Origin of the sequence: Microbulbifer elongatus, from assembly GCF_021165935.1 — a bacterium.
In the GTDB taxonomy this organism is placed as follows: domain Bacteria; phylum Pseudomonadota; class Gammaproteobacteria; order Pseudomonadales; family Cellvibrionaceae; genus Microbulbifer; species Microbulbifer elongatus.
In genome coordinates this window covers 598430-620099 of sequence record NZ_CP088953.1, presented here as the reverse complement: position 1 = coordinate 620099, position 21670 = coordinate 598430, and the positions used below count along the sequence as shown (strand labels likewise).

The 21670-nt window shown below is 58.2% G+C and carries 16 protein-coding genes and 1 tRNA gene; 9 read left to right on the top strand and 8 right to left on the bottom strand.

Going from position 1 to position 21670, the window contains the following annotated elements; all coding sequences use genetic code 11:
* Nucleotide 1: 1 nt before the first annotated feature.
* On the bottom strand, nt 2-2455 hold the full coding sequence (locus LRR79_RS02520; RefSeq protein ID WP_231758846.1) for an ATP-dependent DNA helicase: 2454 nt from the start codon (nt 2453-2455) through the stop codon (nt 2-4).
* A complete protein-coding gene (locus LRR79_RS02515) occupies nt 2452-4113 on the bottom strand; it encodes a VRR-NUC domain-containing protein (protein ID WP_231758845.1) in 1662 nt (553 codons plus the stop codon). The genes LRR79_RS02520 and LRR79_RS02515 overlap by 4 nt, the downstream gene beginning before the upstream one ends.
* A 177-nt stretch (nt 4114-4290) precedes the next feature.
* Here LRR79_RS02515 and LRR79_RS02510 point away from each other — a divergent pair, with 177 nt between their 5' ends.
* Together LRR79_RS02510 and LRR79_RS02505 are read left to right on the top strand one after the other, a co-directional pair.
* Nucleotides 4291-5376, top strand: a complete 1086-nt coding sequence (locus LRR79_RS02510) for a zinc-binding dehydrogenase (RefSeq protein WP_231758844.1) — start codon at nt 4291-4293, stop codon at nt 5374-5376.
* A gap of 99 nt (nt 5377-5475) precedes the next feature.
* On the top strand, nt 5476-7164 hold the full coding sequence (locus LRR79_RS02505; RefSeq protein ID WP_231758843.1) for an alkaline phosphatase D family protein: 1689 nt from the start codon (nt 5476-5478) through the stop codon (nt 7162-7164).
* A gap of 99 nt (nt 7165-7263) precedes the next feature.
* Here LRR79_RS02505 and LRR79_RS02500 read toward each other — a convergent pair whose 3' ends face one another.
* Nucleotides 7264-9516, bottom strand: coding sequence for a TonB-dependent receptor (locus LRR79_RS02500; protein WP_231758842.1), 2253 nt, complete (start codon nt 9514-9516; stop codon nt 7264-7266).
* Between the two features lie 420 nt (nt 9517-9936).
* On the opposite strand from LRR79_RS02500, the gene LRR79_RS02495 reads away from it, so the two are divergent.
* Nucleotides 9937-10290: a DUF488 domain-containing protein gene (locus tag LRR79_RS02495; RefSeq protein WP_231758841.1), complete on the top strand. Its 354-nt coding sequence runs from the start codon at nt 9937-9939 to the stop codon at nt 10288-10290.
* Nucleotides 10291-10769: 479 nt separating this feature from the next.
* Here the strand turns inward: LRR79_RS02495 and LRR79_RS02490 are convergent, their stop codons facing one another.
* Nucleotides 10770-12074 carry an IS4 family transposase gene (locus tag LRR79_RS02490; protein ID WP_407665236.1) on the bottom strand — a complete coding sequence of 435 codons (1305 nt, stop codon included), beginning with the start codon at nt 12072-12074 and terminating at the stop codon, nt 10770-10772.
* A 133-nt stretch (nt 12075-12207) separates the two neighbouring features.
* A tRNA-Arg gene (locus tag LRR79_RS02485) sits at nt 12208-12284 on the bottom strand.
* Nucleotides 12285-12677: 393 nt separating this feature from the next.
* Here LRR79_RS02485 and LRR79_RS02480 point away from each other — a divergent pair.
* Together LRR79_RS02480 and LRR79_RS02475 are read left to right on the top strand one after the other, a co-directional pair.
* A complete protein-coding gene (locus tag LRR79_RS02480) occupies nt 12678-13100 on the top strand; it encodes a c-type cytochrome (RefSeq protein WP_043319775.1) in 423 nt (140 codons plus the stop codon).
* Between the two features lie 150 nt (nt 13101-13250).
* Nucleotides 13251-15641 (top strand): NHL repeat-containing protein, encoded by a 2391-nt coding sequence (locus LRR79_RS02475; protein WP_231758839.1) that lies wholly within the window; start codon nt 13251-13253, stop codon nt 15639-15641.
* A 45-nt stretch (nt 15642-15686) separates the two neighbouring features.
* Here LRR79_RS02475 and rep read toward each other — a convergent pair whose 3' ends face one another.
* Nucleotides 15687-17720 carry a DNA helicase Rep gene (gene rep / locus LRR79_RS02470; RefSeq protein ID WP_231758838.1) on the bottom strand — a complete coding sequence of 678 codons (2034 nt, stop codon included), beginning with the start codon at nt 17718-17720 and terminating at the stop codon, nt 15687-15689.
* A gap of 139 nt (nt 17721-17859) precedes the next feature.
* Here rep and LRR79_RS02465 point away from each other — a divergent pair, with 139 nt between their 5' ends.
* The 4 genes from LRR79_RS02465 to LRR79_RS02450 are packed head-to-tail and all read left to right on the top strand — an operon-like array spanning nt 17860 to nt 19612.
* A complete protein-coding gene (locus LRR79_RS02465) occupies nt 17860-18093 on the top strand; it encodes a DUF3565 domain-containing protein (RefSeq protein WP_231758837.1) in 234 nt (77 codons plus the stop codon).
* Entirely contained in the window at nt 18093-18548 is a 456-nt protein-coding gene (locus tag LRR79_RS02460; protein WP_231758836.1) for a YaiI/YqxD family protein, read from the top strand. Before LRR79_RS02465 ends, LRR79_RS02460 begins: the two co-directional genes overlap by 1 nt.
* Before the next feature lie 17 nt (nt 18549-18565).
* The gene (locus LRR79_RS02455; RefSeq protein ID WP_231758835.1) at nt 18566-19060 is read left to right on the top strand and encodes a GNAT family N-acetyltransferase; all 495 of its coding nucleotides are present in this window, start codon (nt 18566-18568) and stop codon (nt 19058-19060) included.
* A 9-nt stretch (nt 19061-19069) separates the two neighbouring features.
* The gene (locus LRR79_RS02450) at nt 19070-19612 is read left to right on the top strand and encodes a GNAT family N-acetyltransferase (RefSeq protein WP_231758834.1); all 543 of its coding nucleotides are present in this window, start codon (nt 19070-19072) and stop codon (nt 19610-19612) included.
* 124 nt (nt 19613-19736) lie between these two features.
* Here the strand turns inward: LRR79_RS02450 and LRR79_RS02445 are convergent, their stop codons facing one another.
* Nucleotides 19737-21227, bottom strand: coding sequence for a YifB family Mg chelatase-like AAA ATPase (locus LRR79_RS02445; protein ID WP_231758833.1), 1491 nt, complete (start codon nt 21225-21227; stop codon nt 19737-19739).
* Between the two features lie 62 nt (nt 21228-21289).
* Nucleotides 21290-21511 carry an accessory factor UbiK family protein gene (locus tag LRR79_RS02440; RefSeq protein ID WP_231758832.1) on the bottom strand — a complete coding sequence of 74 codons (222 nt, stop codon included), beginning with the start codon at nt 21509-21511 and terminating at the stop codon, nt 21290-21292.
* Nucleotides 21512-21670: the final 159 nt, after the last annotated feature.

Sequence of the window (21670 nt, the reverse complement as noted above, 5' to 3'; positions counted from 1 at the left end):
ATTAAGGGGTTTCCCAGAATTGATCGAGTGCGGCACTGAGTGCCTCGCCATTGTCGCAGATCCGGGGATGCCAGTGTTGGGGATACAGGTGGCGGTAAAACGCATCGGCAAACCGGTAGTCTGCCAGAATGACTACGCCGCGGTCGCGCTCGCTGCGGATCACCCGCCCCGCAGTTTGCAGTACGCGGGTCAGGCCCGGGTAGCGGTAGGCGATATCAAAACCGTTTTCTCCGCGCGCCGCACTGGCGCTGCGCAGCAGTTCCTGTTCCTCATTGACCTGCGGCAGGCCGGTGCCCACCACAATGGTTCCCACCAGCTGTTCACCCACGTAATCAATGCCCTCGCCAAAAATACCGCCCATAATCGCAAACCCCAGGGTTTCCCGGCCGGGCTGAAAATGCGCGAGAAAGTGATCCAGCTCCGAACTGCCGGCTTCCTGCTGTATCAGCGCAACCTCCGGAAAGCGCTCGCTAAAGGCGGTGGCGACTTCTTGTAGAAAACGATAGGACGGAAAAAATACCAGGTAGTTACCCGGGCGACTGCGCAGGGTGCGGCCGATCATATCCACCAGTGTATTGGTCGCGCCCTGGCGCGCGCGGTAACGGGTATCCACATAAGGACACACCAGCAGCCCCAGCTGCTCCGGCTGAAACGGCGATGGCAACTGCAGGTAGGGCGCATCCGCCGGCAGTCCCAGCTGGCGGTACACAAAGTGCGCCGGGCGCAGGGTGGCGGAAAATACGATCACGCTGTAAAAAAGTCGGTAAGCCTGCTGTAAATATTTCGCGGCGTTCAGACACAGTATTTCGAGCTCCTGTTCCTGCCAGTGGCTCTCGGGATTGCTGGAGCGCTGCGCGCGGGTGATATAGCGGTGTTCTTCACCCGCCAGTTGTTCGATCGCCTGAAAACGGAACAGGTTTTTCAGCCAGTCGGCGATGGCGTCCGGCGGCGGTTGTGCGGCCTCCCACAGCTGGTTGGCCACCGTCAGCACTTTCTGTATCGCGGTGTTGACGATAGCGGGTACCTGGTCATCGAGCTGATTTATCCACAGTTCGGATTTTGCAGGCACTGGCTCGGACGGGTGGCTTTGACGCGTTCGCGATTCCCGCTGCTCGATAACCCATTTATCCAGCGCTCGTACCAGCGACTGTATCGCGCGGCGCAGGCTCGGGTGCGAGCCTTTGCACTCGGCCGCTGCGCGGCGGCTATCACTGCGTGTCAGATGTGCACTGAACATGCTGCGCGCGCGATCCCCGAGGTTGTGTGCCTCGTCGATCAGCAGTGCACGCCGGCGGCGGTTGTCGCGCAGGTTGTGCATCTGCACCAGAGGGTCGAATACATAATTAAAATCGCACACCACCAGATCTGCCCAGGGCAGCATCTGCAGCGAGAGTTCAAACGGACACAGCTGGAATCGGTCCGCTTCCTGTGCGATCACCTCAGGAGTGAGTAGCGGTTGTGCGAGCAGTGCCTGACGGGCTTCCGGCAGGCGATCATAGAATCCTTTGGTGCGTGGACAGATACCATCCTCGTCGCGGCTGCAAAGCCCGAGGCTACAGGCACAGGTCTTGTCGCGGGCCTGCAGTTCCAGCACGGAAAGTTTCAGCCCCTGCTGATGCAGTCGGCCTGCGGTTTCCCGCACCACCTGGCGGCCGGAATTTTTTGCGGTGAGATATACCAGCTGATCGAGGCCCGTTTCTCCCATCGCCTTTATCGCGGGAAACAGGGTGCTGATGGTTTTGCCGATTCCGGTGGGCGCCTCGGCCACCAGTTCACCGCCATCGCGCAGACAGCGGTAGGCCGCTACCGCCAGCGCGCGTTGCCCGTCACGGTAGCGTCCGAATGGAAATTCCAGGGCCTTCGCCGAGGCGCATACCGCTTGCCGATGCGCCTGCCAGCGTCGATGCCATTGCAGATACCGGGTAAGCGCCCCGCGGGAAAATGTTGCCAGCTCGCCCCAGGAAAATTCCTGCAGCTCCGGGTAGGTTTTCTTTTCCTTGAGGTTGTGCCAGAGCATCTGCAGCGCCACTGGCGTATCGTCGGAAAACTGCTGCTGCAGGCCGTAACAGAATCCGTATATTTTCAATTGCGCCCAGTGCAAGGCGCGGTTTGAATCCGGCAGTTTTTGTGGCGGCACATAGGTGGTTTTGATTTCATCCAGTTGCGGCGGGCGGTGGAGATCCGCTTGTGGATGGAGAATATCCACACGTCCGTTGAGTTCGACCGATTGCCCGTCCTGTTCGATTTCCACCTGCAGGGGATATTCCGCTTCACTGCCCGCGGGGCGCTTTTTCTGCAGCTTCTGGTGTGCACGAATGCCTTCCTGAGCGGTGGGTCCTCCGGACAGGGTGGATACCAGGTCGCCACTGCGGCAGGCAAAATCCACCAGCTCGCCCACGGAAATCTGAATTTTTTCCGGTAGCGCTTCGTTCAAGGCTGTTTTTTCCGCGCTCAAGGCTGCCACTCCACATGCAGTACCCGGTGGGGAATCTGGTGTTTGGCAAAGTAGGCCAGCCAGCGCTGCTGGTTTTGTTGTAGGCGATCCCCGGGACCTTTCACTTCCACCAGCTCGTAGCCACCGGACCCGGGAAACAGAATAAGATCCGGCAGGCCGCTGCGGTGGTGGGCAATATCGCCCAGCAGGCGGCGGAAAATCGCCAGCCAGTGATCGGTGGGAATTCTTTCCAGCGCGCGTCGGATCAGTGGCTCGGGCAGCGCCTCCCAGTGCACCAGCGGGTTGGCGATACCGCGCTTTGCGTGAAAGTGCCGCCATACCCAATGGGCCAGTTGGCCACTCTCAAACTCGGAGAGTCGCCGGGCGAAGGCGTCGCTTCGCTGTGAGTAAAAATCCGCGGTGCGGAAATCGCTGGGTGCCACCTGGAAGGGATTGAAAAAGGCGCCGGGAATCGGCGCGAACACAATATCCCAGATGGCGAGACCCAGCACGCCGTTGAACAGGGTATTTTCCACATAGTGACACTGACTTTCCGGCGCCACCTGCGCCAGGTGCTCGGCGGCCAGCAGTTCGACCCGCGCGCCGGTTTGTGCCAGTGCAATGGTTTCGGTGAGCGGACTGTGCCGCCTTGGCGCGGGCCACTGATGGGCCGCGTCGGTCTTTTTCGCCGTGCGATGGGCAAAACTCTCGGCAAAGGTTCGCTCTGCTTCGTTGTAGGGATTGGCGAGTATTTCCCGGCACAGGGAAAGGCCTGTGTCGGTATCGCCGCGAGCCACCGCAATGCGCGCGCGTCTTTCCCGCGCCGGTGGACGCTGGCACTGCCGGTACAGCTGCTCGGCATCTTCCAGAGCGTCAAATCGTTCCAGCTGTCGCGCCAGTGTCAGGCGCAACCGGTCCAGGCGCCGCTGCAGGGTGTTGTCGCCGTCGATGCCCGCCGGTAACTGGGTGGCCAGCGTAGTGATGGCATTGGCATCCGCCCCCAGTGCCTCTTCCGCATCCCGCAGACACTGGTAGTAACGCAGGTGCTGCTCGATCTGTACGCGTGTCTGAAACGGCAGCTGTGCCCGTTCCAGTGGATAGGTTTCGTAGCGGAACAATCCCAGGTCGCGCAGGACATAGTCGGTGAGATCCTGATTCAGGTTGCCGAAAAACAGCAGCTTGAAGGTGGCGAAGCATTGTTCCGCCTGAACCGCCAGTAAGGGTTCTTTCATCAACCGCTGCTGGATCGTCGCGTGGTCCTGCTCCAGCAGGGCCTGTTCCAGGGCGGGGCGCTTCAGGGCCTTCGGCAGCGGCTCCAGGCTGTGGTTCAGGAGTTCGCTTTTGGTGAACAGTGGCAACAGCTCATCCAGCGGCAGCGCCGGATCGCGGGTCAGTAGGCGGGCGCTGGCCAGTTCATCCACCGCTGCGGGCACATCGCCGATCTCGGTGTACGTCAGTCTGTGTTGCCGGAACAGGGCGCCAATGGAAGAAGGTACCCCCTTGCGCGACAGCAGTCGTACATACAGCCGCTGACTGTCGGGCTGCAGCTGCCGAAAGGTCTGGTAAAAGCACTGTTCCTCTTGGGACAGCAACTTCCCATAACGGGACACCACAAAATCCACCAGTGAGTGGAAGTTGCTGAGGTAATAATCCGGTGCCAGTTCAACGGGGTCGGCCATAGGGGAGTCGGGTACTCGGGCGGTTCGGTGCTGTATGGTTATACAGCATGGGCGGAGACGGAACAAACCCGGGTGCGACTGGCTGGCCATTGCGGTCACAGCGGTCACGGATAGCCCGCTGGCGAATAGTCGGATTGCCCGGTAGGCTGCCCGCTGACGCAACAGACAGGACTGCCCATGGAAAAGGCCCACCACAAGATCCCGGTATCACCACCTGCATCAGCATCTGCAAAAAGTCCTGCAGTAAGAAAGGTATGGCGCACCGACAAGGCTGGTGCCATCAGCAACCTGACCCTGCGGGAGGAGCCACTGGATGCGTTACACGGGGAGCACATTCGGGTCACGGTGCGCGCGGTGGGGCTGAACTTCGCGGATATTTTCGCCCTGACCGGGCTTTACTCGGCTACGCCCAAGGGCAGCTTTATTCCGGGGCTGGAATTTGCCGGCGTCGTCACGCAGGTGGGTGCAACGGCGAATACAGATTTGCGGGTGGGCGATCGTATTTACGGCTGTACCCGTTTTGGCGGCTACGCCACCGTGGTGGATGTGCCGCCGCAACACTGCCGGCGACTTCCCGACCGCTGGCGCTTTGCCGAGGGCGCCGCGTTTCCCGCGCAAAGCCTCACCGCCTACTACGCACTGACACATCTCGGTGCGGTCAAATCCGGGCGACAGGTACTGGTGCAGAGCGCCGCCGGCGGTGTCGGTCTGCAGGCGATGCGCATGGCCAGACAGATGGGAGCAAACCCCATTGGCACCGTCAGCTCTGAAAGCAAGCGACAATTTCTGGCTCAGCAGGGCTTCGATGAAATTATTGTGCGCGGGCAAGACTTCGCCCATCAGTTGCAGCAGCGGCTCGACGGGCGGCCGTTGCACTGCGTGCTCGACGGCATCGGCGGAGAGATTCAGAAGCAGTCTTTTGCCGCGCTCTCGCCAACCGGTCGCCTTGTCGTATTTGGAGCCGCAGAGTTCACCCCCGGTGACAGGCCCAACTGGCTCAAAGCCGCCTGGCGATACTTGCGGCGTCCCCGCTACGATGTGATGGATATGATCAGCAGCAACCGCGCGGTGCTGGCCTTCAATCTGATCTGGTTGTGGCAGGAGCAGGCATTGTTTGACGAGCTGCTGGAAGGGTGTGCGGCACTCGGTTTACCGGCGCCCCATATCGGGCATGCCTTCTCTTTCACTCAGGCCCATGCGGCCATCGAACAGCTGCGCTGTGGCCGCTCTGTGGGTAAGATTGTGTTGAATATTGACGAGTAGACCGCAGCGCCCGGGGCATTTGTCGCAGTACTTTTCCTTTTCTGTCATAAAGTCACGTTAGGCTGGCGGGCCAGATTTCTTCACAAGGGAGCCGTCATCGTGACTAATCTCAAGCGCCGCAGCTTTATCAAGGCTGCGTTGGCCACTACCGGCAGTGTTGCCGTATCCACACCACTGCAGGCCATGAGCCGGCCGGAATTACCGTCCAACATTTCCTTTGATTACGGCGTGGCCAGTGGTGATCCCCTGCACGACGCGGTGATCTTATGGACGCGGGCGACACCGCTGGATGCCAATCCCACCGGTCCGATAAAAATTACCTGGGAGCTGGCGGAAGACGCGGGCTTTACCCGCGTACTGCGTGCCGGCACCGTGGAAACCAACCTGGCCCGGGACTATACCGCCAAGGTGGATGTGCGCGGCCTAAAGCCGGATACCCGTTATTACTATCGCTTTAGCGGTGCTAGTGAACAGAGCCCGGTCGGTCGCACCAAAACTCTGCCGGAGCACGGTGTCGACCAGGTAAAACTGGCGATTTTCTCCTGCTCAAATTATCCCGCGGGCTATTTCAATGTGTATCAGCTGGCCGCCCAGGCGGATGACTGGGATGCGGTACTGCACCTTGGTGATTACATCTACGAATACGGCGATGGCGGCTACGCCACGCAGAACGCCGCAAAGATCGGCCGCGCGCTGCCGCAAGACAACAGCGGCGAGATCCTGACGCTGACGGATTACCGCAAACGCTACGCACTCTATCGCACCGATGCCGGCCTGCAGGCACTGCACGCCGCCGCGCCGTTTATTGCGGTGTGGGACGACCACGAGGTGACCAACGACACCTGGAAAGACGGTGCCGAAAACCACAGTGCCGATGAAGGGGATTTCTATTCCCGCCGCGCTGCCGCGGTGCAGGCGTACTACGAGTGGTTGCCCATCCGCCCACCCATGGGTGAGACCAATCCCCAGATTTACCGCAGCTTCCAGTTTGGTGATCTGCTGGATCTGCATATGCTGGACACCCGGGTGATCGGTCGCGATCAGCAATTGCAGTTTGCCAACTACATGGACGAGAAAGGGAATTTTGATACCCGCGCATTCAGTCTGGATGTGGCGAGTCCAAGCCGCACCCTGTTGGGGGAGGAACAGCGCAAATGGCTGCGCAAGACACTGGCCCGGTCCAATGGGCACTGGCAGGTACTGGGCCAGCAGGTACTGATGGGCCGTATGCATTTGCCGGTGGAGCTGATGACCAGCTTCTACCGTGGCGGAGACAAAAACCTGACCGCGGAGCTGATTGGACTGAAAGCCGCAAGCCTGCGCGGTGAGCAGCTCAGCGAACAGCAGCTACAGCGTTTACAGAATGCGGTGCCCTACAACCTCGATGCCTGGGACGGCTATGCGGTAGAGCGGGAAACCCTGTACCAGCAGGTGCGCGAGCAGGGTAAGAATCTGGTAGTGGTCGCGGGGGATACGCACAACGCCTGGTATAACCACCTGAAAGACAACGATGGCCGCATGGTGGGCCTCGAGTTCGGAACCCCCAGCGTGACTTCGCCGGGTATGGAAACCTATCTGAAACTGGATGAACGGTCCGCGAAAGAGCTGGCGCGGGGCATGTCGGTGCTGGTGGATGATCTGCAGTACTGCAACCTGCACCAGCGGGGTTTTATGGCGCTCACCTTCCGCCGCGATGGTGTCGAGGCGGAGTGGAAATATATCGACAATATCGACAGCACCGAGTTTGCCGAGGTCGACAGCCACCGGGTGACACACAAACTGGTGTAGCTTCCCGATCAGCAATTTATTCTGTCACAAACGCAAAAAGCCAGCACCGGGGTGCTGGCTTTTTTGTGGTCTGGCGTCTGGACTCCGCCAGACAGGGAATCAGAATGCGCCGAAACGCTTGTTGAATTCCACACTGACCATACGGGGTGCACCCTCGATGTAGGTGGGGAAGCCGAAGGCGCCGCCGGTATTACCCGCGTCCATGATGTACTCCTCGTCCAGCAGATTGCTGGCCGCCAGCGTAAGTGCCCAGTTGCGATCACTGGCGGCAATGCCCGCGCGCAGACTCAGCAGATCCACTGCATCTTCTTCGTACTGATTGGCGATATCGAAGTAGACGGAAGAGCGATAACTCCAGTTGCCGCTGCTGGTGAACAGCAGTGCGCTATTGATCGGTCTTTCATACACGTAACCCAGTGCGGCGGTCAGCTCCGGCTGCAGGCGGAACTGGTTGCCCGCATAGGTCCCGTTGCCGGAATCGTCATCAATACCCGCATCAATCCACGCGGCGTTGGCCAGGACCTGCAGCTGATCGGTGGGGTACCAGCGCAGTTCCGCTTCCAGACCGGTGTTGGTCGCGGAGCCCGCATTTTCCGTGCGGCTCTGGCCGCTTTCCTGATCCACCACGTTGACCTGGAAATTTTCGTAATTCTGGTAGAAAGCCGCCAGGGTGTAATCCAGTGGTGTATCGCCCAGGCGCCCCTTGATACCCAGCTCGTAGTTGTCGATCTCCTCTGAAGGCAGAATGCTTTCGCTACCGGAGGACATATCCACAATTTCAGAGCGCTCGCCGCGGGATACGGTGCCGTAAACATTCATGTTGTCGCTGACGCTGTAGAGCAGGTTGAAGCGCGGCAGCACGGCGGAGTTGTCGGTATCCCCCTGAATGAGGATGCCATCGGTGTTGGGCAGCAGGCCGAAGAAAAGGTCGCTGTCGATGCCCAGAGCTGCGAGCAGCATGGAATTGGGCAGGGTGCTGACATAACCGGACTCGCGCTCTTCCTGCACCAGTCGTACGCCGGCGGTGGCCTCGAGACGCGGGCTGATCTGATAGGCGACGTCCGCGAACAGGTTGAGGTTGCTGTTGTCGGCGGTGTTGGTGAACTCGCTTTCATACAGCAGCTCAGATACTGCGCCACCAGTGAGCAGGGCGGTAGTATCGGCGTTGCAGCCGGCAATGCCAGCCGCGGCGAGACCGCCGGAACAGCTCAGGAAGGTGCCTTCGTCACTGGCGTAACCCACCGATTGCTGCGCGCTTTCTGCGAAATAGCTGGCGCCGACAAAGCCGTTGATCTTGTCACCGCTGAAATTCAGGCGCAGTTCGTGGCTGGTCTGGTCACCGGTGGCGTCTTCGGAAAAGTTCAGCATCTCAAACCCGGTGCCGTCAGCGTCGAAGGCTTCCAGAGAGTCGTAATCGCGCTGTGCGCCGATATAGGTGAGCGCGAGCTGGTCGTTCAGGTCCCAGCTGACCGTCGCATTGAAATCGCTTACGGTGCGGTCCACACCCACGTCGTTCATGCCCAGTACGTTATTGTCCGGCACACTGAGGGCGGCGTTGTCGGTGAACAGCAGCTCGCGGCTGACAAACGCAGTACCGGGATCGGTGGCTTCATCGTGGTTGTAGACCAGGTCAATGGTCAGATCGTCGCTGGGGGTGATGCGCAGGCTCGGGCGAAACGCCTGGCGTTCATAGCCATTCAGATCTGCCTCGTCGCTGGTATTTTTCACGTACCCGGCGCGCTCGCGGCTGGTAAAGGCCACGCGCCCCTGGACCGTGTCATTACCGCCGGTCACCATGCCCTCGACTTTCTGCATGTCGAAGTTGCCCGCTGCCACCGTCAGGGACGAGGCGAATTCCTGCTGGGGCTTTGCGGTGATAAAACTCATGGCGCCGATGGAGGCCGCGGTGCCGAACAGGGTGGCCTGAGGGCCCTTCACCACCTCGATACGCTCCATGTCGTACACCTCAAAGTAGGAGGCGCGGGAGCGCGACACATCGGTGCCGTTCAGGTACACCGAAACCCGCGCGGCACCTGGCGCGCTGCCGTCGTCCGAGGTGAGACCGCGGATCACATAGCCGTTGTTGTTGACGCTCTGCTGCTGCACCACCAGGCCGGGCACCATATCCGACAGGGTGTCGAAGCGGTCGATACCCAGCGCTTCCAGGGTATCCCCATCCAGGCTGCTGATGGTTACCGGCACGTCCACGATGGACTGGGAGCGCTTTTGCGCGGTGACAATCACTTCCTCGATGTCTTCCGGCGCGGTCTGCGCCACTGCAGGCGCGGCAGAGGCCGCGATCAGGGTAGCGAGGATGGAAACGGGAAATTTCCCCCGGAAAAGATGATTCATGGTGACTCCAGCGTTGATGGTCTATGCAAAAAGCCGGATGTTAGAGAGCAAATGCGTCGAGGCTGTGACCGAACTATGACATTCGTTCGCAACAGCCTTTTGCCGGACGATAGCTGGCTGGCGTTATTTTGATCGCCGCGCCCATGGCGACGACCCCGTTGGGCTGGTGAGAGATATCCAGCAGATATTCACAGGTCTACCCCGGGAAACTGTGGGGAACTTGATTGTGGATAACCGTGTGCGCAGACGGGGATATATCCACATCGACTTTAAATAAGCCGTATCTTCAGTCTGCTTGACCGGCGTGATGAGAAAACCACTGAACAGCTTGTCGACTACCACTGCAGTCAGGTGGCCGTAAGCGCATTGAAAGGCTACAACGCCGTGTAGGGGAGTCGATACGCTGAGGAGGCCGAAAGAATGCAGATTGAAACGTGTCGCATATACGAAGACGGGACTACCGGGGGCTATCGCGTCCTGGTAGACCGCTTGTGGCCGCGTGGGATCTCCAAGGAGGAGGCGAATCTGGATGATCACTGGAAGAGCCTGGCGCCCAGCGATGAACTCCGGCAGTGGTTCGACCACGATCCCGAGAAATGGGGAAGCTTTCGGAAAAAATATCTCTCTGAATTAAAACAGAATAAAGACGAAGTCAAAGCGCAATTGGAAGAAGTTTCCGGTGAGCCGCTGGTACTGCTCTACGGTGCCAAGGATGAAGAACATAATCACGCGCGTGTACTGAAAGAGTATATTGAGAAGCTTAATTTTGAGTAAGTGGAGCTGGTGGTAGTGGAGAAGGGGGTGAGTTTTGAATGTTGAACTGTCCGCACCGGTTTTCCGCTGTAGAGAGGAAGAGGCAATTTTTTATGAACGGCTATCGGCGCTTGCGGGCTGTGAGAAAGTTGTGGTCTGTACACAATGTGTCGCGGTAACGATAGGGGATGATTGTGCAGCTAGGGCACTGGATGAACTTGGGGAGATTTGTGCTATTTGGAATCTGAGTGTTGAAAGGATCAGTGAGCGGGAGGATTAGCTTCGCCCTCTTGTCTCGCTGCTCTTCGGCGCTGTGCGCCTGACAGTCGAACCTGGGAATTGGGCAAAACCTTGGGGCTTGGGACAGTATAAAGAAGTGGCACCCGAGAGGATTAGCTTCGCTCTTTGGGCTCGCTGCTCTCCGGCGCTGTGCGCCTGCGAGTCGAACCTGGGAATTGGGACTATATAAAAGAAAGGCCACCCGTTGGGTGTAATGCTGTTCACTTAAGCGGAGCAGCACGACGATTCACCGGATAGCGGGTTTTGCTGATCTTTACCGTCCTCGGCCTAGAAGGCCGAGGACGGTCCTCTAAAAACAGGTTCCCAATCCCCGCCCTAAGCTCCGATAAGCGCGCTCCAGTCCTTGATAATGGCTGAGCCGCGGCCATGACAATCAGCTGCGCAGCAATATACTGGCATGCGAACTTAAAGCGTATCCTGGCTGGGTTTCCCCCGTGAGCGACCGCTGCCTGGCTTGCCTCTCGACGTATCACGTTGTACGCCAACAGTAGCCCCCACACTTCCTGATAAACCAGTTCCACGGTCTTGCTACGTAGGGTGACGGCGTTGTGCTGCATGGAACTTTTGATGTCACGGAAGCCGATTTCGATTTCCCAGCGCTCTTGGTAGAGCTTCGCGACGGCTTTAGTGCCGTAAGTATCTGCCGGTAGCGAGGTAAATACCGTTTTGTTTTTGCCATTATGCTTGTAGCTCACTGCTCGAACTTCCCAGTACTCGGGAAGGGCCGGATTGCGCTTCCGAGCCTGGGGGGAGACCTTCATTCGCAGTAGTCGATCATTTTTGTTGTAGACCTCCACTGTCTCACTGACCAGGCCTTTGCGCTCGGGGATCAGCCAGTGGCGTTGCGTGTTCTGATCCGCCCACCGCAGCAAAAGGTCTGCACTCCAAAAACCCTTATCAAACAGGGTTACGGAGGCTTCCGGCACCTGATTCATAAACTCATCGGCCAGGCGTATTTCGCTGCGTCGGTAAGGGCTTAGCTCTGCATTCAGAAGTACATGTGAACGTACGTTCATTAGAGCAACCAGGCGCATAAGAGGGTACGGAGTTTGCCGGTTTGTGCTCGTGTTACCGGAGCCAAAATGATCTCGCAGCTCAGGAGTATCTTGAGTGCGCAACAGCGCGCCATCGACAGCGAGAACTTGCAATCCTTGCCATTCATCTTCTGGGTAACGCTCATGCCCCCAGTGCACCCCGGTACGTTGAAATAGCCACTGAACGGGGTTAGCACCAAGACGCTGTCGCGCCTTTGATACCCCGCTTGGCGCCAACAGGCTATCGTTCGCGAGCCCCTGAGCACAGATGTTGAGCCTGCGGGCAACTTCTGAGACCGGTTCATTCCTGAACAGGGCCATGCCCAGCACGAGCCAGAGTACCTGATCGGCGGGAAGTCGACGGCGGCGAATAGTGGCTTGCGAGGATAACTGCAGAGCGGAATCCACCCATTCAACGGGAATGTTCTGGGTGAAGGTACTCAGGTCACAGAAGGACTGGAGGGCATCAATATCGAAGAGAGACTGCTGAAGAGACACAAAAAAATCCGGTTTCCTGATCTGGAAACCGGATTTTCCGGGGCCCCACCTTAGGCTGCAATGCTTAAGTGAACAGCATTACCCGTTGGGTGGCCTTTCTTTTATATGGCCCGCCCCAGAGGATTCGAACCTCTGACCTTCGCCTCCGGAGGGCGACGCTCTATCCAGCTGAGCTAGGGGCGGAAAACTCTGATTTTGAATTCGCGTCGTGCCTGAGTCAGGGCGGGAAGCCTGCGGCTTCCGGCGACGCTCCCCTCGCTTTGCTCGGGACCGGCCACCCATCATAGATGGGTGTCGTTCGGCTGCGCGCAAGGCGATGCCTTGCAAGCGCTTGCCTCACCCAGCTGAGCTAGGGGCGGAATCTGCGCCAAATCAAGGGCTTAGAGAACCCCGACGCGGAGGCGGATTATACAGAAGGGCTGTGGCAGGGCAAAGGAAATTGGGGGATTGGTCCAGTTATGGTGCACGGGCCTTCGCAGAGGCGGGCGCTATGCTTATAATGCGCGGCTGTTCAGAAGAGGTTTATGGCGAATTCGCCGGAATCTACGGGCCGGCTTGGGCCTTTAGGGGGAATGGATGAAAGGTGTTTTGAGTTTTATCGCGGCGCTGGCCGTAGCGGCTGGCGCGGCAGTAGCTGTGGCCCAGTCTTCTGTAGACGAAGAGATTGCAGAGCGCATCGCGCCGGCAGGCGAGACCTGCATGAAGGGTGACGAGTGTGCAGCGGCAGCGCCCGCAGCGGCCGCCTCATCTGGTGGAGCCCGCAGCGGCAGCGACGTATACAGCGCCCACTGTGCGGCCTGTCACGCAACAGGTGCTGCTGGTGCGCCGAAAATGGGTGATGCCGGTGCCTGGGGTCCACGCGTAGCAAAAGGTATGGACACGCTCTACACCCACGCGATCAATGGCTTCAACGCCATGCCGGCAAAAGGTCTGTGTATGACCTGTTCTGACGATGAGGTGAAGGCTGCCGTTGACCATATGGTGGAAGGCAGCAAGTAAGCGACTGCTTATTCGCCGAAAAAGCCGCTCACTGAGCGGCTTTTTTGTGACCGGTGGTTCGTCGAGCGTCGCTGTGAGACCCCTTGGGAGTGTGCGAGCTTGCTCTAGAAGGGCGGCACGTTGATCGCCCATGACTTAATGAGAATAAGAATGAAACTTGAAAATTGGGCTTGGGTTGCGATTGCCTCGTTGTGTCTGGTTGGCTGTAGTGGCGGAGGCTCGGGATCCAGTGGGGCTAGCTTGCCAGAATCTAATCCAGATACAACGCCGGATACATTTACCATTATCGATGTTGATAATGCCCCCACCGACACCCTGATCACCTCGCAACCCGTCGTCATTACCGGAATTGATTCACCCTCAAGTATCGCCGTCGAAGGCGGGCAATACTCCATTAACAGCGGTGAATTTACCGAAGGTGAAGGACAAGTCACTACAAACGATGAGGTCAGAATACGGGTCAAGTCGTCAGAAGACTTGGAATCTCTCACGGTTGCTACTCTTACGGTGGGCGGGATAAGCGACCAGTTTGACGTTGTGACCCGGTCTGACGAAGTGACCCCCGAGGTCTCGATTCTGTTTCCCGTCCTGCAAGATACTTGGGTGTACCGGCCCAATGTAATCATTCGGGGGGTGGCGTCGGACAACCGAGGTATTGAGGCCGTCTATATCAACGGCGAGCTTGCTGACACGGAAGACCAGTTTGCCAATTGGCAATTGCAGGTAGCGGTAGCTCAGCCTTTTTCCGAGTTTGAAGTCTCAGTCGTTGATGTGGACGGAAATACAGCAGAGCTGGCGCCGCTAAAAATTAATGCCTATCACGGGTATCGGGCCACGGGATCAATGGCGATTGATGTTCAGGGGAATAGGCTGTTTGCCGGGCCTAATCCCAGTCGGATTGACCTGAGCACCTTCAGCTTTCACCCGTACGAAAATACACCCAAGACTGTATCGGAAATGGTTTTCGATACAACGCGCAGCCACTGGTATGCGCGGATAGACGATGAAATCGTAGAAATTTCACCAGAGAGTGGCGAAATTCTCCGGGAATTTTTGGTCAATGTTGAATATGCCAAGGGCCTGGAAGTGGATGAGGCATCTGGAAAAATCTACTGGGATAACCTCGGTGAAATCTATGCGTTGGATCCGGCCTCGGGTGTAACGGAGCACATTTCTGGGGCGGTGAGGGGCACCGGGCTGGGTGTCGGAAATTGGTCTCAGGTTCTGGTCAACGACCAGGATATCTATTTGCTGACCTATATAGTCAGCTTTGGCGAGGTCAGTACGCCGCTATTGAAAGTGGATCCATCTACTGGAGATCGAATCTTGTTTAGGGACCTGTACGTTTCTGAACACAAGATCACCCGCATCATCGCTGCTGCTTCACACCCCACACAGCCATATATATACATCATTGCTAAGTCTGAGCTGGCGCAGGACTGGGTCAAACACCTGTACCGAATTGATCTCGCCAGCGGAGAAATAGACAAAATCTTTGATATGTCCGTGAATGGCGATAGTTCGTTGGACTTGGAGTCGGCAAGCCTTGAGATAGACCATCTAGGCAATCTCGCGTATGTGCTCAGCGAAAGTACCGATCATTTGTATACGATTGACCTGGATTCTGGAGAGGTTTCCCAGGTTTCCTCTGAGTTCCGTGGAGAGGGGCCGCCCTTATCGGGGGATAGAGTCGATAACGCACTGGCCTACGATAGCGTAAATAACCGGCTGCTGACTTTCTCGTCGTCGCCCTGGTCGATGGGCGCTGGTAAGCTGATGGGTGTGGATTTGGAGAGCGGTGATCGCCAGATATTGTCTGGCCCAGAGCGTGGTTCGGGACCTGCTTTCTCCCAGCTTATTCATCTTGCGACCTCTGCCAGCGGTGATATTTACGTTGTCGATCAAGGCGATACTTCGATTAAAAAAGTTGATCCAATCTCGGGTAATCGAACTGTTGTTGCGAGTGAGTTAGTTGGTTGCTGTGAGGCGATTACTAGTCCAACGGGGATCGAAGTTAATCCAGCCGGCACCAAAGCAGTTTTACTGGATGGGAACCGCGTGCTCACTCTTGATTTGATGACGGGAAATCGAGCGCTTCTTTCAGACGAGGCGGGGAACGAGATACAAGACATTGGCGCCCTGGCGTCGGACTTTGAGGCAGGTTATGCCTATGGTCTCAAGTGGAGTGGTGGCGATCCTGCAGTGCTATACAGAATTGATCTCGAAACTGGCGACCGGGAGTTGCTGTTGAGTGATTTCGAAGGGCAAACGTTTCCTGGCGCGACGGCCATGTCCTATGATCCAGTGCGCAACAAGTTGATGCTCACCGCCAGATTTGAGTGGGATCGATATTACGAAATCGACCTCGATTTACTGAAATCTGAGAATAAGTTCTTTCCCGATGGCGATTTTTATTTCAGTCAAAATAGTCTATCTGCATTGATCGGGGTGGATGGTCGGTTGTTTGCAATTGCCAATAATCCAAACTTTGTTGCTGAATTGGATCCAGAGACGAGCGATCTGGTGGTGATCTCTCAGTGACACGGATCATGGAAAATGGCCGGGCAGTAGTGGGTATTTGCCCGGTCAATCAAACATGCTGAGCAACGACCCCAGCGTCTCCGCCCCCTTGGCCTGATTCTGCTCCGGACTCGCCTTGCCAAACCCTTCAAAGATACAGTCCTCCTCCGGCAGCTCTTCGAGAAAGCGGCTGGGGGTGGTGTCCTGGTTTTCACCGAACATCTTGCGCTTGCCCGCCAGGGTCATGGTCAGGGTCTTCTGGGCGCGGGTGATGCCTACGTAGGTGAGGCGGCGCTCTTCCTCGATATTGTCGTCTTCGATGCTGTTGCGATGCGGCAGCAGGTTTTCTTCCATGCCGATCATGAATACATGGGGGTATTCCAGACCCTTGGACGCGTGCAGGGTCATCAGGCTGACCTTGTCGGTAGCTTCTTCTTCTTCCTGGCGGTCGAGCATGTCGCGCAGGATCAGTTTGGAGATGGCCTGTTCCAGGCGCACATCCTGCTCCAGCTCGTCGTCGGTGCCTTCCATGGTTTTCATCAGGCTGTCGAGCAGCCAGTAAACGTTTTCCATGCGCTTCTCGGCGACCTTCTCACTGCTGGCGTTCTGGGACAGCCAGCCAGCGTAGTCGATATCGTCGAGCATTTCCCGCAGTGCGGACTCCGGGCTATTGTCGCGGCAGTTGCGCGCCACGCCTTCCAGCCAGTGGGCGAAGCGGTTGAGGCGCTCGTAGCCCGCTTCGGTAATGTGCTCCCTGAAGCCGAGTTCCGAACAGGCGCTCAACATGGAGATCTCGCGGCCCTTGGCGTAGTTGCCCAGCGCCTCCAGGCTGCTGGTGCCGATCTGTCGGCGCGGGGTGTTGATGATACGCAGGAAGGCGTTGTCGTCGTCCGGGTTGACCAGCAGGCGCAGGTAGGACATCACGTCCTTGATCTCGGCGCGGGCGAAGAAGCTGGTGCCGCCGGAGAGCTGGTAGGGGATCTGGTTTTCCTGCAGTTTCATCTCGATCAGGCGCGCCTGGTGGTTGCCCCGGTAGAGCACGGCGAAGTCCTTGAACTGGCAGCCGCGGCGGGCCTTCTGCAGGAAGATTTCGTTGGCGACGCGCTCGGCTTCCTCGTTCTCATTGGCCACCTTGAGCACGCGGATCTCGTCGCCGAGGCCGCGATCGGACCACAGGGCCTTGTCGAATTCGTGGGGGTTGTGGGCGATCAGGTGGTTCGCCACCTTGAGGATACGGCTGGTGGAGCGGTAGTTCTGTTCCAGCTTGATCAGGCGCAGGTTGGGGTAATCCTGCTTCAGCTGGCTCATATTCTCCGGGCGCGCACCGCGCCAGGCGTAGATGGACTGGTCGTCGTCCCCCACCACGGTGAGGCCGCCGCCGCTGCCCACCAGCATTTTCACCAGCAGGTACTGGGAGCTGTTGGTGTCCTGGTACTCGTCCACCAGCAGATAGCGGATCTTGCGGCGCCAGCGCTGCAGCAGTTCAGGGTCGGTGTCGAACAGTTGCACCGGGATCATGATCAGGTCGTCGAAGTCGACGGAGTTGTAGGCCTTGAGGGCGTCGCAGTAGCGCCCGTAGGCCACGGCCATGGCCTGCTCTCCCGGGCTCTGGGCGGTTTCCAGGGCCTTCTTCGGGGGCAGCATATCGTTCTTCCAGTCGGAGATCTGATTCTGCACCCGGTCCAGCAGGTCGGTGTCCAGATCGCCGTCGCGCAGCATCAGCTCCTTGATCAGACCACGGGCGTCTTCCGAGTCGAAGATCGAGAAGCCGGGCTTGAAGCCGGCGGCGCGGTATTCCTTGCGAAGGATGTTCAGGCCCAGGTTGTGGAAGGTGGACACGGTGAGACCGTGGGAGGCCTTGGATTTTTTGCCGTCGGGGCCGGTGATCAGCTTGCCGACCCGCTCTTTCATTTCCCGCGCGGCCTTGTTGGTAAACGTCAGGGCCGCGATATTTCGTGCCTGATAGCCGCACTGTTCGATCAGATAGGCGATTTTCCGTGTGATTACGCTGGTCTTGCCGGAGCCGGCGCCGGCCAGTACCAGGCAGGGACCATCGATGTATTTGACTGCTTCCGCCTGGCGCGGATTGAGTTTGGTCATGGGTACAACTGCAGTGGAAGAGACGGAAAAGGACGAAGGGCGGATTCTATCAGCCGGAACATAAATTGGCTGCGTCGCGCTGTGGGATAATATTGACTGCACCGTCGATCAGCGCGCGCAAAACAGGAGACTCTACCCCATGCGGCAGGCCATTACCGGTTATCATCGGGATGAAGAACACCACTGGGTGGCGCAGCTGGCCTGCGGTCACAACCAGCACGTGCGCCACGATCCACCCTGGCAAAACCGCCCCTGGGTGACCACGGTGGAGGGTCGCCGGGAAATGCTGGGTTTTGAGCTCGAATGCAAAAAGTGTGACCAGGGCGCGCCCGCCGACCACCAGCCACCCTCAGTATCAAGAGAATCCGATTAATGCCAAAAATCTGGGTGGATGCCGATGCCTGCCCCACCGTCATCAAAGAAATCCTGTTCCGCGCCGCCGAACGCACCGAAACCGAATTGACCCTCGTTGCCAACCAGCCTGTGCGGGTACCCCCATCGAAGTTTATTCGCGCCCTACAGGTCTCCTCCGGCTTCGACGTTGCCGACAACGAGATCGTTCAGCGCTGCAGCGAAGGGGACCTGATCATCACCGCGGATATTCCCCTCGCGTCAGAGGTGATCGACAAGGGCGCCACCGCGCTCAATCCCCGCGGTGAAAAGTACTCCAAAGCCAATATTCGCGCGCGCCTGAATATGCGTGACTTTATGGAGACCCTGCGCTCCAGTGGTGTGCACACCGGCGGGCCACCGCCGCTGGGGCAGCAGGAGCGCAAGGCGTTTGCGGATCAGCTGGATCGGTGGTTGGTGCGGGTAAACAATAGATAGTGTGATTTGGTGAGCCGATGAAAACCACATTGAGCCCTTTCCAGCAAAGCGATATGCCGGAGCTGATGGCGTGGATCGATAGCGAACAGGCCTGCCGAGTCTGGGCTGGAAGCTGGTTTCAATACCCATTTAATCAACAGACGTTCTCTCGTGATTGCCGGTGGCAGGATATGCCGACTTATGTACTACGAGACGATGACGGGCTGATGCTAGCGTTTGGGCAGTACTACAAGCGTCTGGATTGTTGCCACCTGGCGCGCCTGATCGTGTCTCCGAGGAACCGTCGACAAGGGCTGGGTGCGCAATTGGTCGTAAAATTGGTTGCTGAGGGCTCTCGCCAGCTGGGGCTCACCCGTGCGTCATTGTTTGTACTCAAATCTAACGCTGGGGCTCAAGAGCTGTATCAAAGCCTAGGTTTTCGCACCTGTGAATACCCGGAACCTGAGCCGAGTCTGGAAATCTGCCATTACATGGTGGCCCCTGTGCACCAGAATGAAGATATGAGCGCTTAGGAGGTGTGAATGGTCAAGGTGATTGAACCAAGAACTGCACGCCTGCAGTTACGTCAATGGTGCGATGACGACCGCGAGCTTTTTGCCGCAATGAATGCCGATTCTGCAGTGATGGAATTTTTTCCGGCACTGTTGAGCCGAGAAGAGAGCGACGCGGGTATCGACCGGCAGATCGCACATATCAATCGATACGGCTGGGGGTTCTGGGCGGTAGAGATGCTCTCTGACAAACGGTTTATAGGCTTTGTCGGAATCAAGAATGTTACCGGCGATATGCCGTTTGCACCAGCGGTGGAAATTGGCTGGCGGTTGGCTAGCTCCGCATGGGGGAAAGGCTATGCCAGCGAAGCAGCCAACGCGAGCTTGCAGGTTGCGTTCGAACAATTGGGGTTAGATGAAATTGTTTCCTTTACCGTGCCCGGAAATGTCCGTTCTCGTGCAGTAATGGAAAAACTGGGAATGGTTCAGGGCGAACGGTTTCAGCATCCGGGGCTACCGGAGGGACACTCCATGCAGGAGCACGTGCTCTATCGCCTGAGAAACCCACTGTAGGAGCTTGCCTTGCAGGCGATTATGAAAGTGTTCCAGACAGTTCACCTGACCGTTTTTCGCTCCTGCAAAATCTGTATTCCCGCCATCCATGGCGGTCGCAAGCAGGCTCCTACAAGTCGTTTGATTAGGCCGGCACGATAGTTTTACGATCCAGATTGCGGTAGGCCAGCGCTTCGGCGATCTGCCCGGTGCCAATCTCTTGCTGCTGATTCAGATCCGCCAGGGTGCGCGCCACTTTCAACACCCGGTGATAGCTGCGCGCAGACAGACCGAGTTTTTCCACCGACGCACGCAGCAAAGCGCTTTCTGTTTTACCCAGCCGGCAGTGTTCATCCAGTTCTCTGCCCTGCAGCTCGCCGTTGATTTTTCCCTGGCGCTGCAGCTGGATTTCCCGCGCGTTGCGCACCCGCTCCCGCACCACCGCTGACTTCTCCCCGGCCGGGGCTTCCTGCAACTGTGCCGCGCTCATACTTGCCACTTCCACCTGCATATCAATGCGATCCAATAGCGGGCCGGAGAGTTTATTGCGGTAGCGGTCGATCTGATCGGGCGTGCAACGGCAGCGTGCTTCGCCGAGATAGCCACAGGGGCAGGGGTTCATTGCCGCGACCAGCTGGAAGTCTGCAGGGAAGGTGACCTGGGCGCGCGCGCGGGAAATGCGCACCTCACCGTTTTCCAGTGGTTCCCGCAAAATCTCCAGCGCCGAGCGCGGGAACTCCGGCATTTCATCGAGAAACAGCACACCGCGATGGGCCAGGCTGATTTCCCCTGGGCGAGGGTTGCTACCCCCACCCACCAGTGCGGTGGGGGAGGCGGAATGGTGGGGCGCGCGAAACGGGCGCTGGCGAATGCGGCTGAGTCCGGCGCTGGAATAGAGGGCCGCCACTTCAATCAGCTCGCGCTCGGTCAGTGGTGGCAGTATGCCCGGCAGGCGGCTGGCGAGCATGGTTTTTCCTGTTCCCGGTGGACCGTAAAAAAGCAGATTGTGGCTGCCTGCGGCGGCGACCTCCAGCGCCCGCCGTGCCTTGAGCTGGCCGCGCACGTCCGCCAGATCGGCACAGAGCACTTCCTCCTGGGTATCGTCCACCAGGGCGTCGGGCAGCGGTTCGCGCCCGTGTAGCTGGGCGCACACCTGCAACAGGCTGGACGCGGCTTTTACTGGCGCCTTGATCAGCGCCGCCTCGGCGGCGGACTCGGACGCGATCACCAGGGTGCGTCCGCTGTCGCCACAGGCGATGGCCGCGGGCAGGGCGCCGGGAATGGGGCGCAGGCTGCCCGAAAGCGCCAGCTCGCCAATAAATTCAAACTGCTCGAGGGTTTCCCCGGGAATCTGGCCGGAAGCGGCGAGTACGCCGAGGGCGATGGCCAGGTCGTAGCGGCCACCGGCCTTGGGCAGGTCTGCCGGGGCCAGATTGACGGTGATGCGCCGCTGGGGGAATTCAAAGTGACTGTTGACGATGGCGCTGCGCACCCGGTCGCGGCTTTCACGTACCGCGGCTTCCGGCAGGCCAACAATATTGAAGGCGGGTAATCCGTTGGCCAGATGGGTCTCAACGGTCACCAGTGGCGCCTGCACTCCCAGTTGGGCGCGGGCATAGGCTATGGATAGGCTCATTTTCTTCCCTGAAAATTGTCTTCCGTGATCTTTTCTGGGTCCTGCGGTGGACCCGCTGGTATTCAGTCGCCGAGCTTGTTTTCCAGCTCGCGCACCTGGGTCTCCATCTGTGCGAGTTTTTCTTCCGCACGGGCGAGCTTGGCGGCCTGGACATCAAATTCCCGCTGGCTCACCAGAGGCAATTTCCCCAGGGCCACTTCCAATGCGTCCCGCAGGTCACTGGTGATAACTGCCCCTTGTTGTTGCAGTTCATCGAGTAACTGTTGCAATTTTTCCGCTGCCAAGCGCAATTCTCCACTACGAAAACCAATTTCAATAGCTGTAAATAGTACCGCAGCCGGGTTTGACCACCAAGGCGTGAACGCTGTGCGCTGAATTGGTTCGCCCCTGACCTGCCCTCACCACTACCGTGCCCGCTTGCGGTGCAGGTTCCAAATTGGTGC

Coding starts and splice junctions, on each gene's coding strand:
- LRR79_RS02455 (WP_231758835.1), top strand. CDS start 18,566: ATGAAAACCACATTGAGCCCTTTCCAGCAAAGCGATATGCCGGAGCTG.
- LRR79_RS02475 (WP_231758839.1), top strand. CDS start 13,251: ATGAAACTTGAAAATTGGGCTTGGGTTGCGATTGCCTCGTTGTGTCTG.
- LRR79_RS02495 (WP_231758841.1), top strand. CDS start 9,937: ATGCAGATTGAAACGTGTCGCATATACGAAGACGGGACTACCGGGGGC.
- LRR79_RS02515 (WP_231758845.1), bottom strand. CDS start 4,113: ATGGCCGACCCCGTTGAACTGGCACCGGATTATTACCTCAGCAACTTC.
- LRR79_RS02465 (WP_231758837.1), top strand. CDS start 17,860: ATGCGGCAGGCCATTACCGGTTATCATCGGGATGAAGAACACCACTGG.
- LRR79_RS02500 (WP_231758842.1), bottom strand. CDS start 9,516: ATGAATCATCTTTTCCGGGGGAAATTTCCCGTTTCCATCCTCGCTACC.
- LRR79_RS02480 (WP_043319775.1), top strand. CDS start 12,678: ATGAAAGGTGTTTTGAGTTTTATCGCGGCGCTGGCCGTAGCGGCTGGC.
- LRR79_RS02450 (WP_231758834.1), top strand. CDS start 19,070: ATGGTCAAGGTGATTGAACCAAGAACTGCACGCCTGCAGTTACGTCAA.
- rep (WP_231758838.1), bottom strand. CDS start 17,720: ATGACCAAACTCAATCCGCGCCAGGCGGAAGCAGTCAAATACATCGAT.
- LRR79_RS02510 (WP_231758844.1), top strand. CDS start 4,291: ATGGAAAAGGCCCACCACAAGATCCCGGTATCACCACCTGCATCAGCA.
- LRR79_RS02460 (WP_231758836.1), top strand. CDS start 18,093: ATGCCAAAAATCTGGGTGGATGCCGATGCCTGCCCCACCGTCATCAAA.
- LRR79_RS02445 (WP_231758833.1), bottom strand. CDS start 21,227: ATGAGCCTATCCATAGCCTATGCCCGCGCCCAACTGGGAGTGCAGGCG.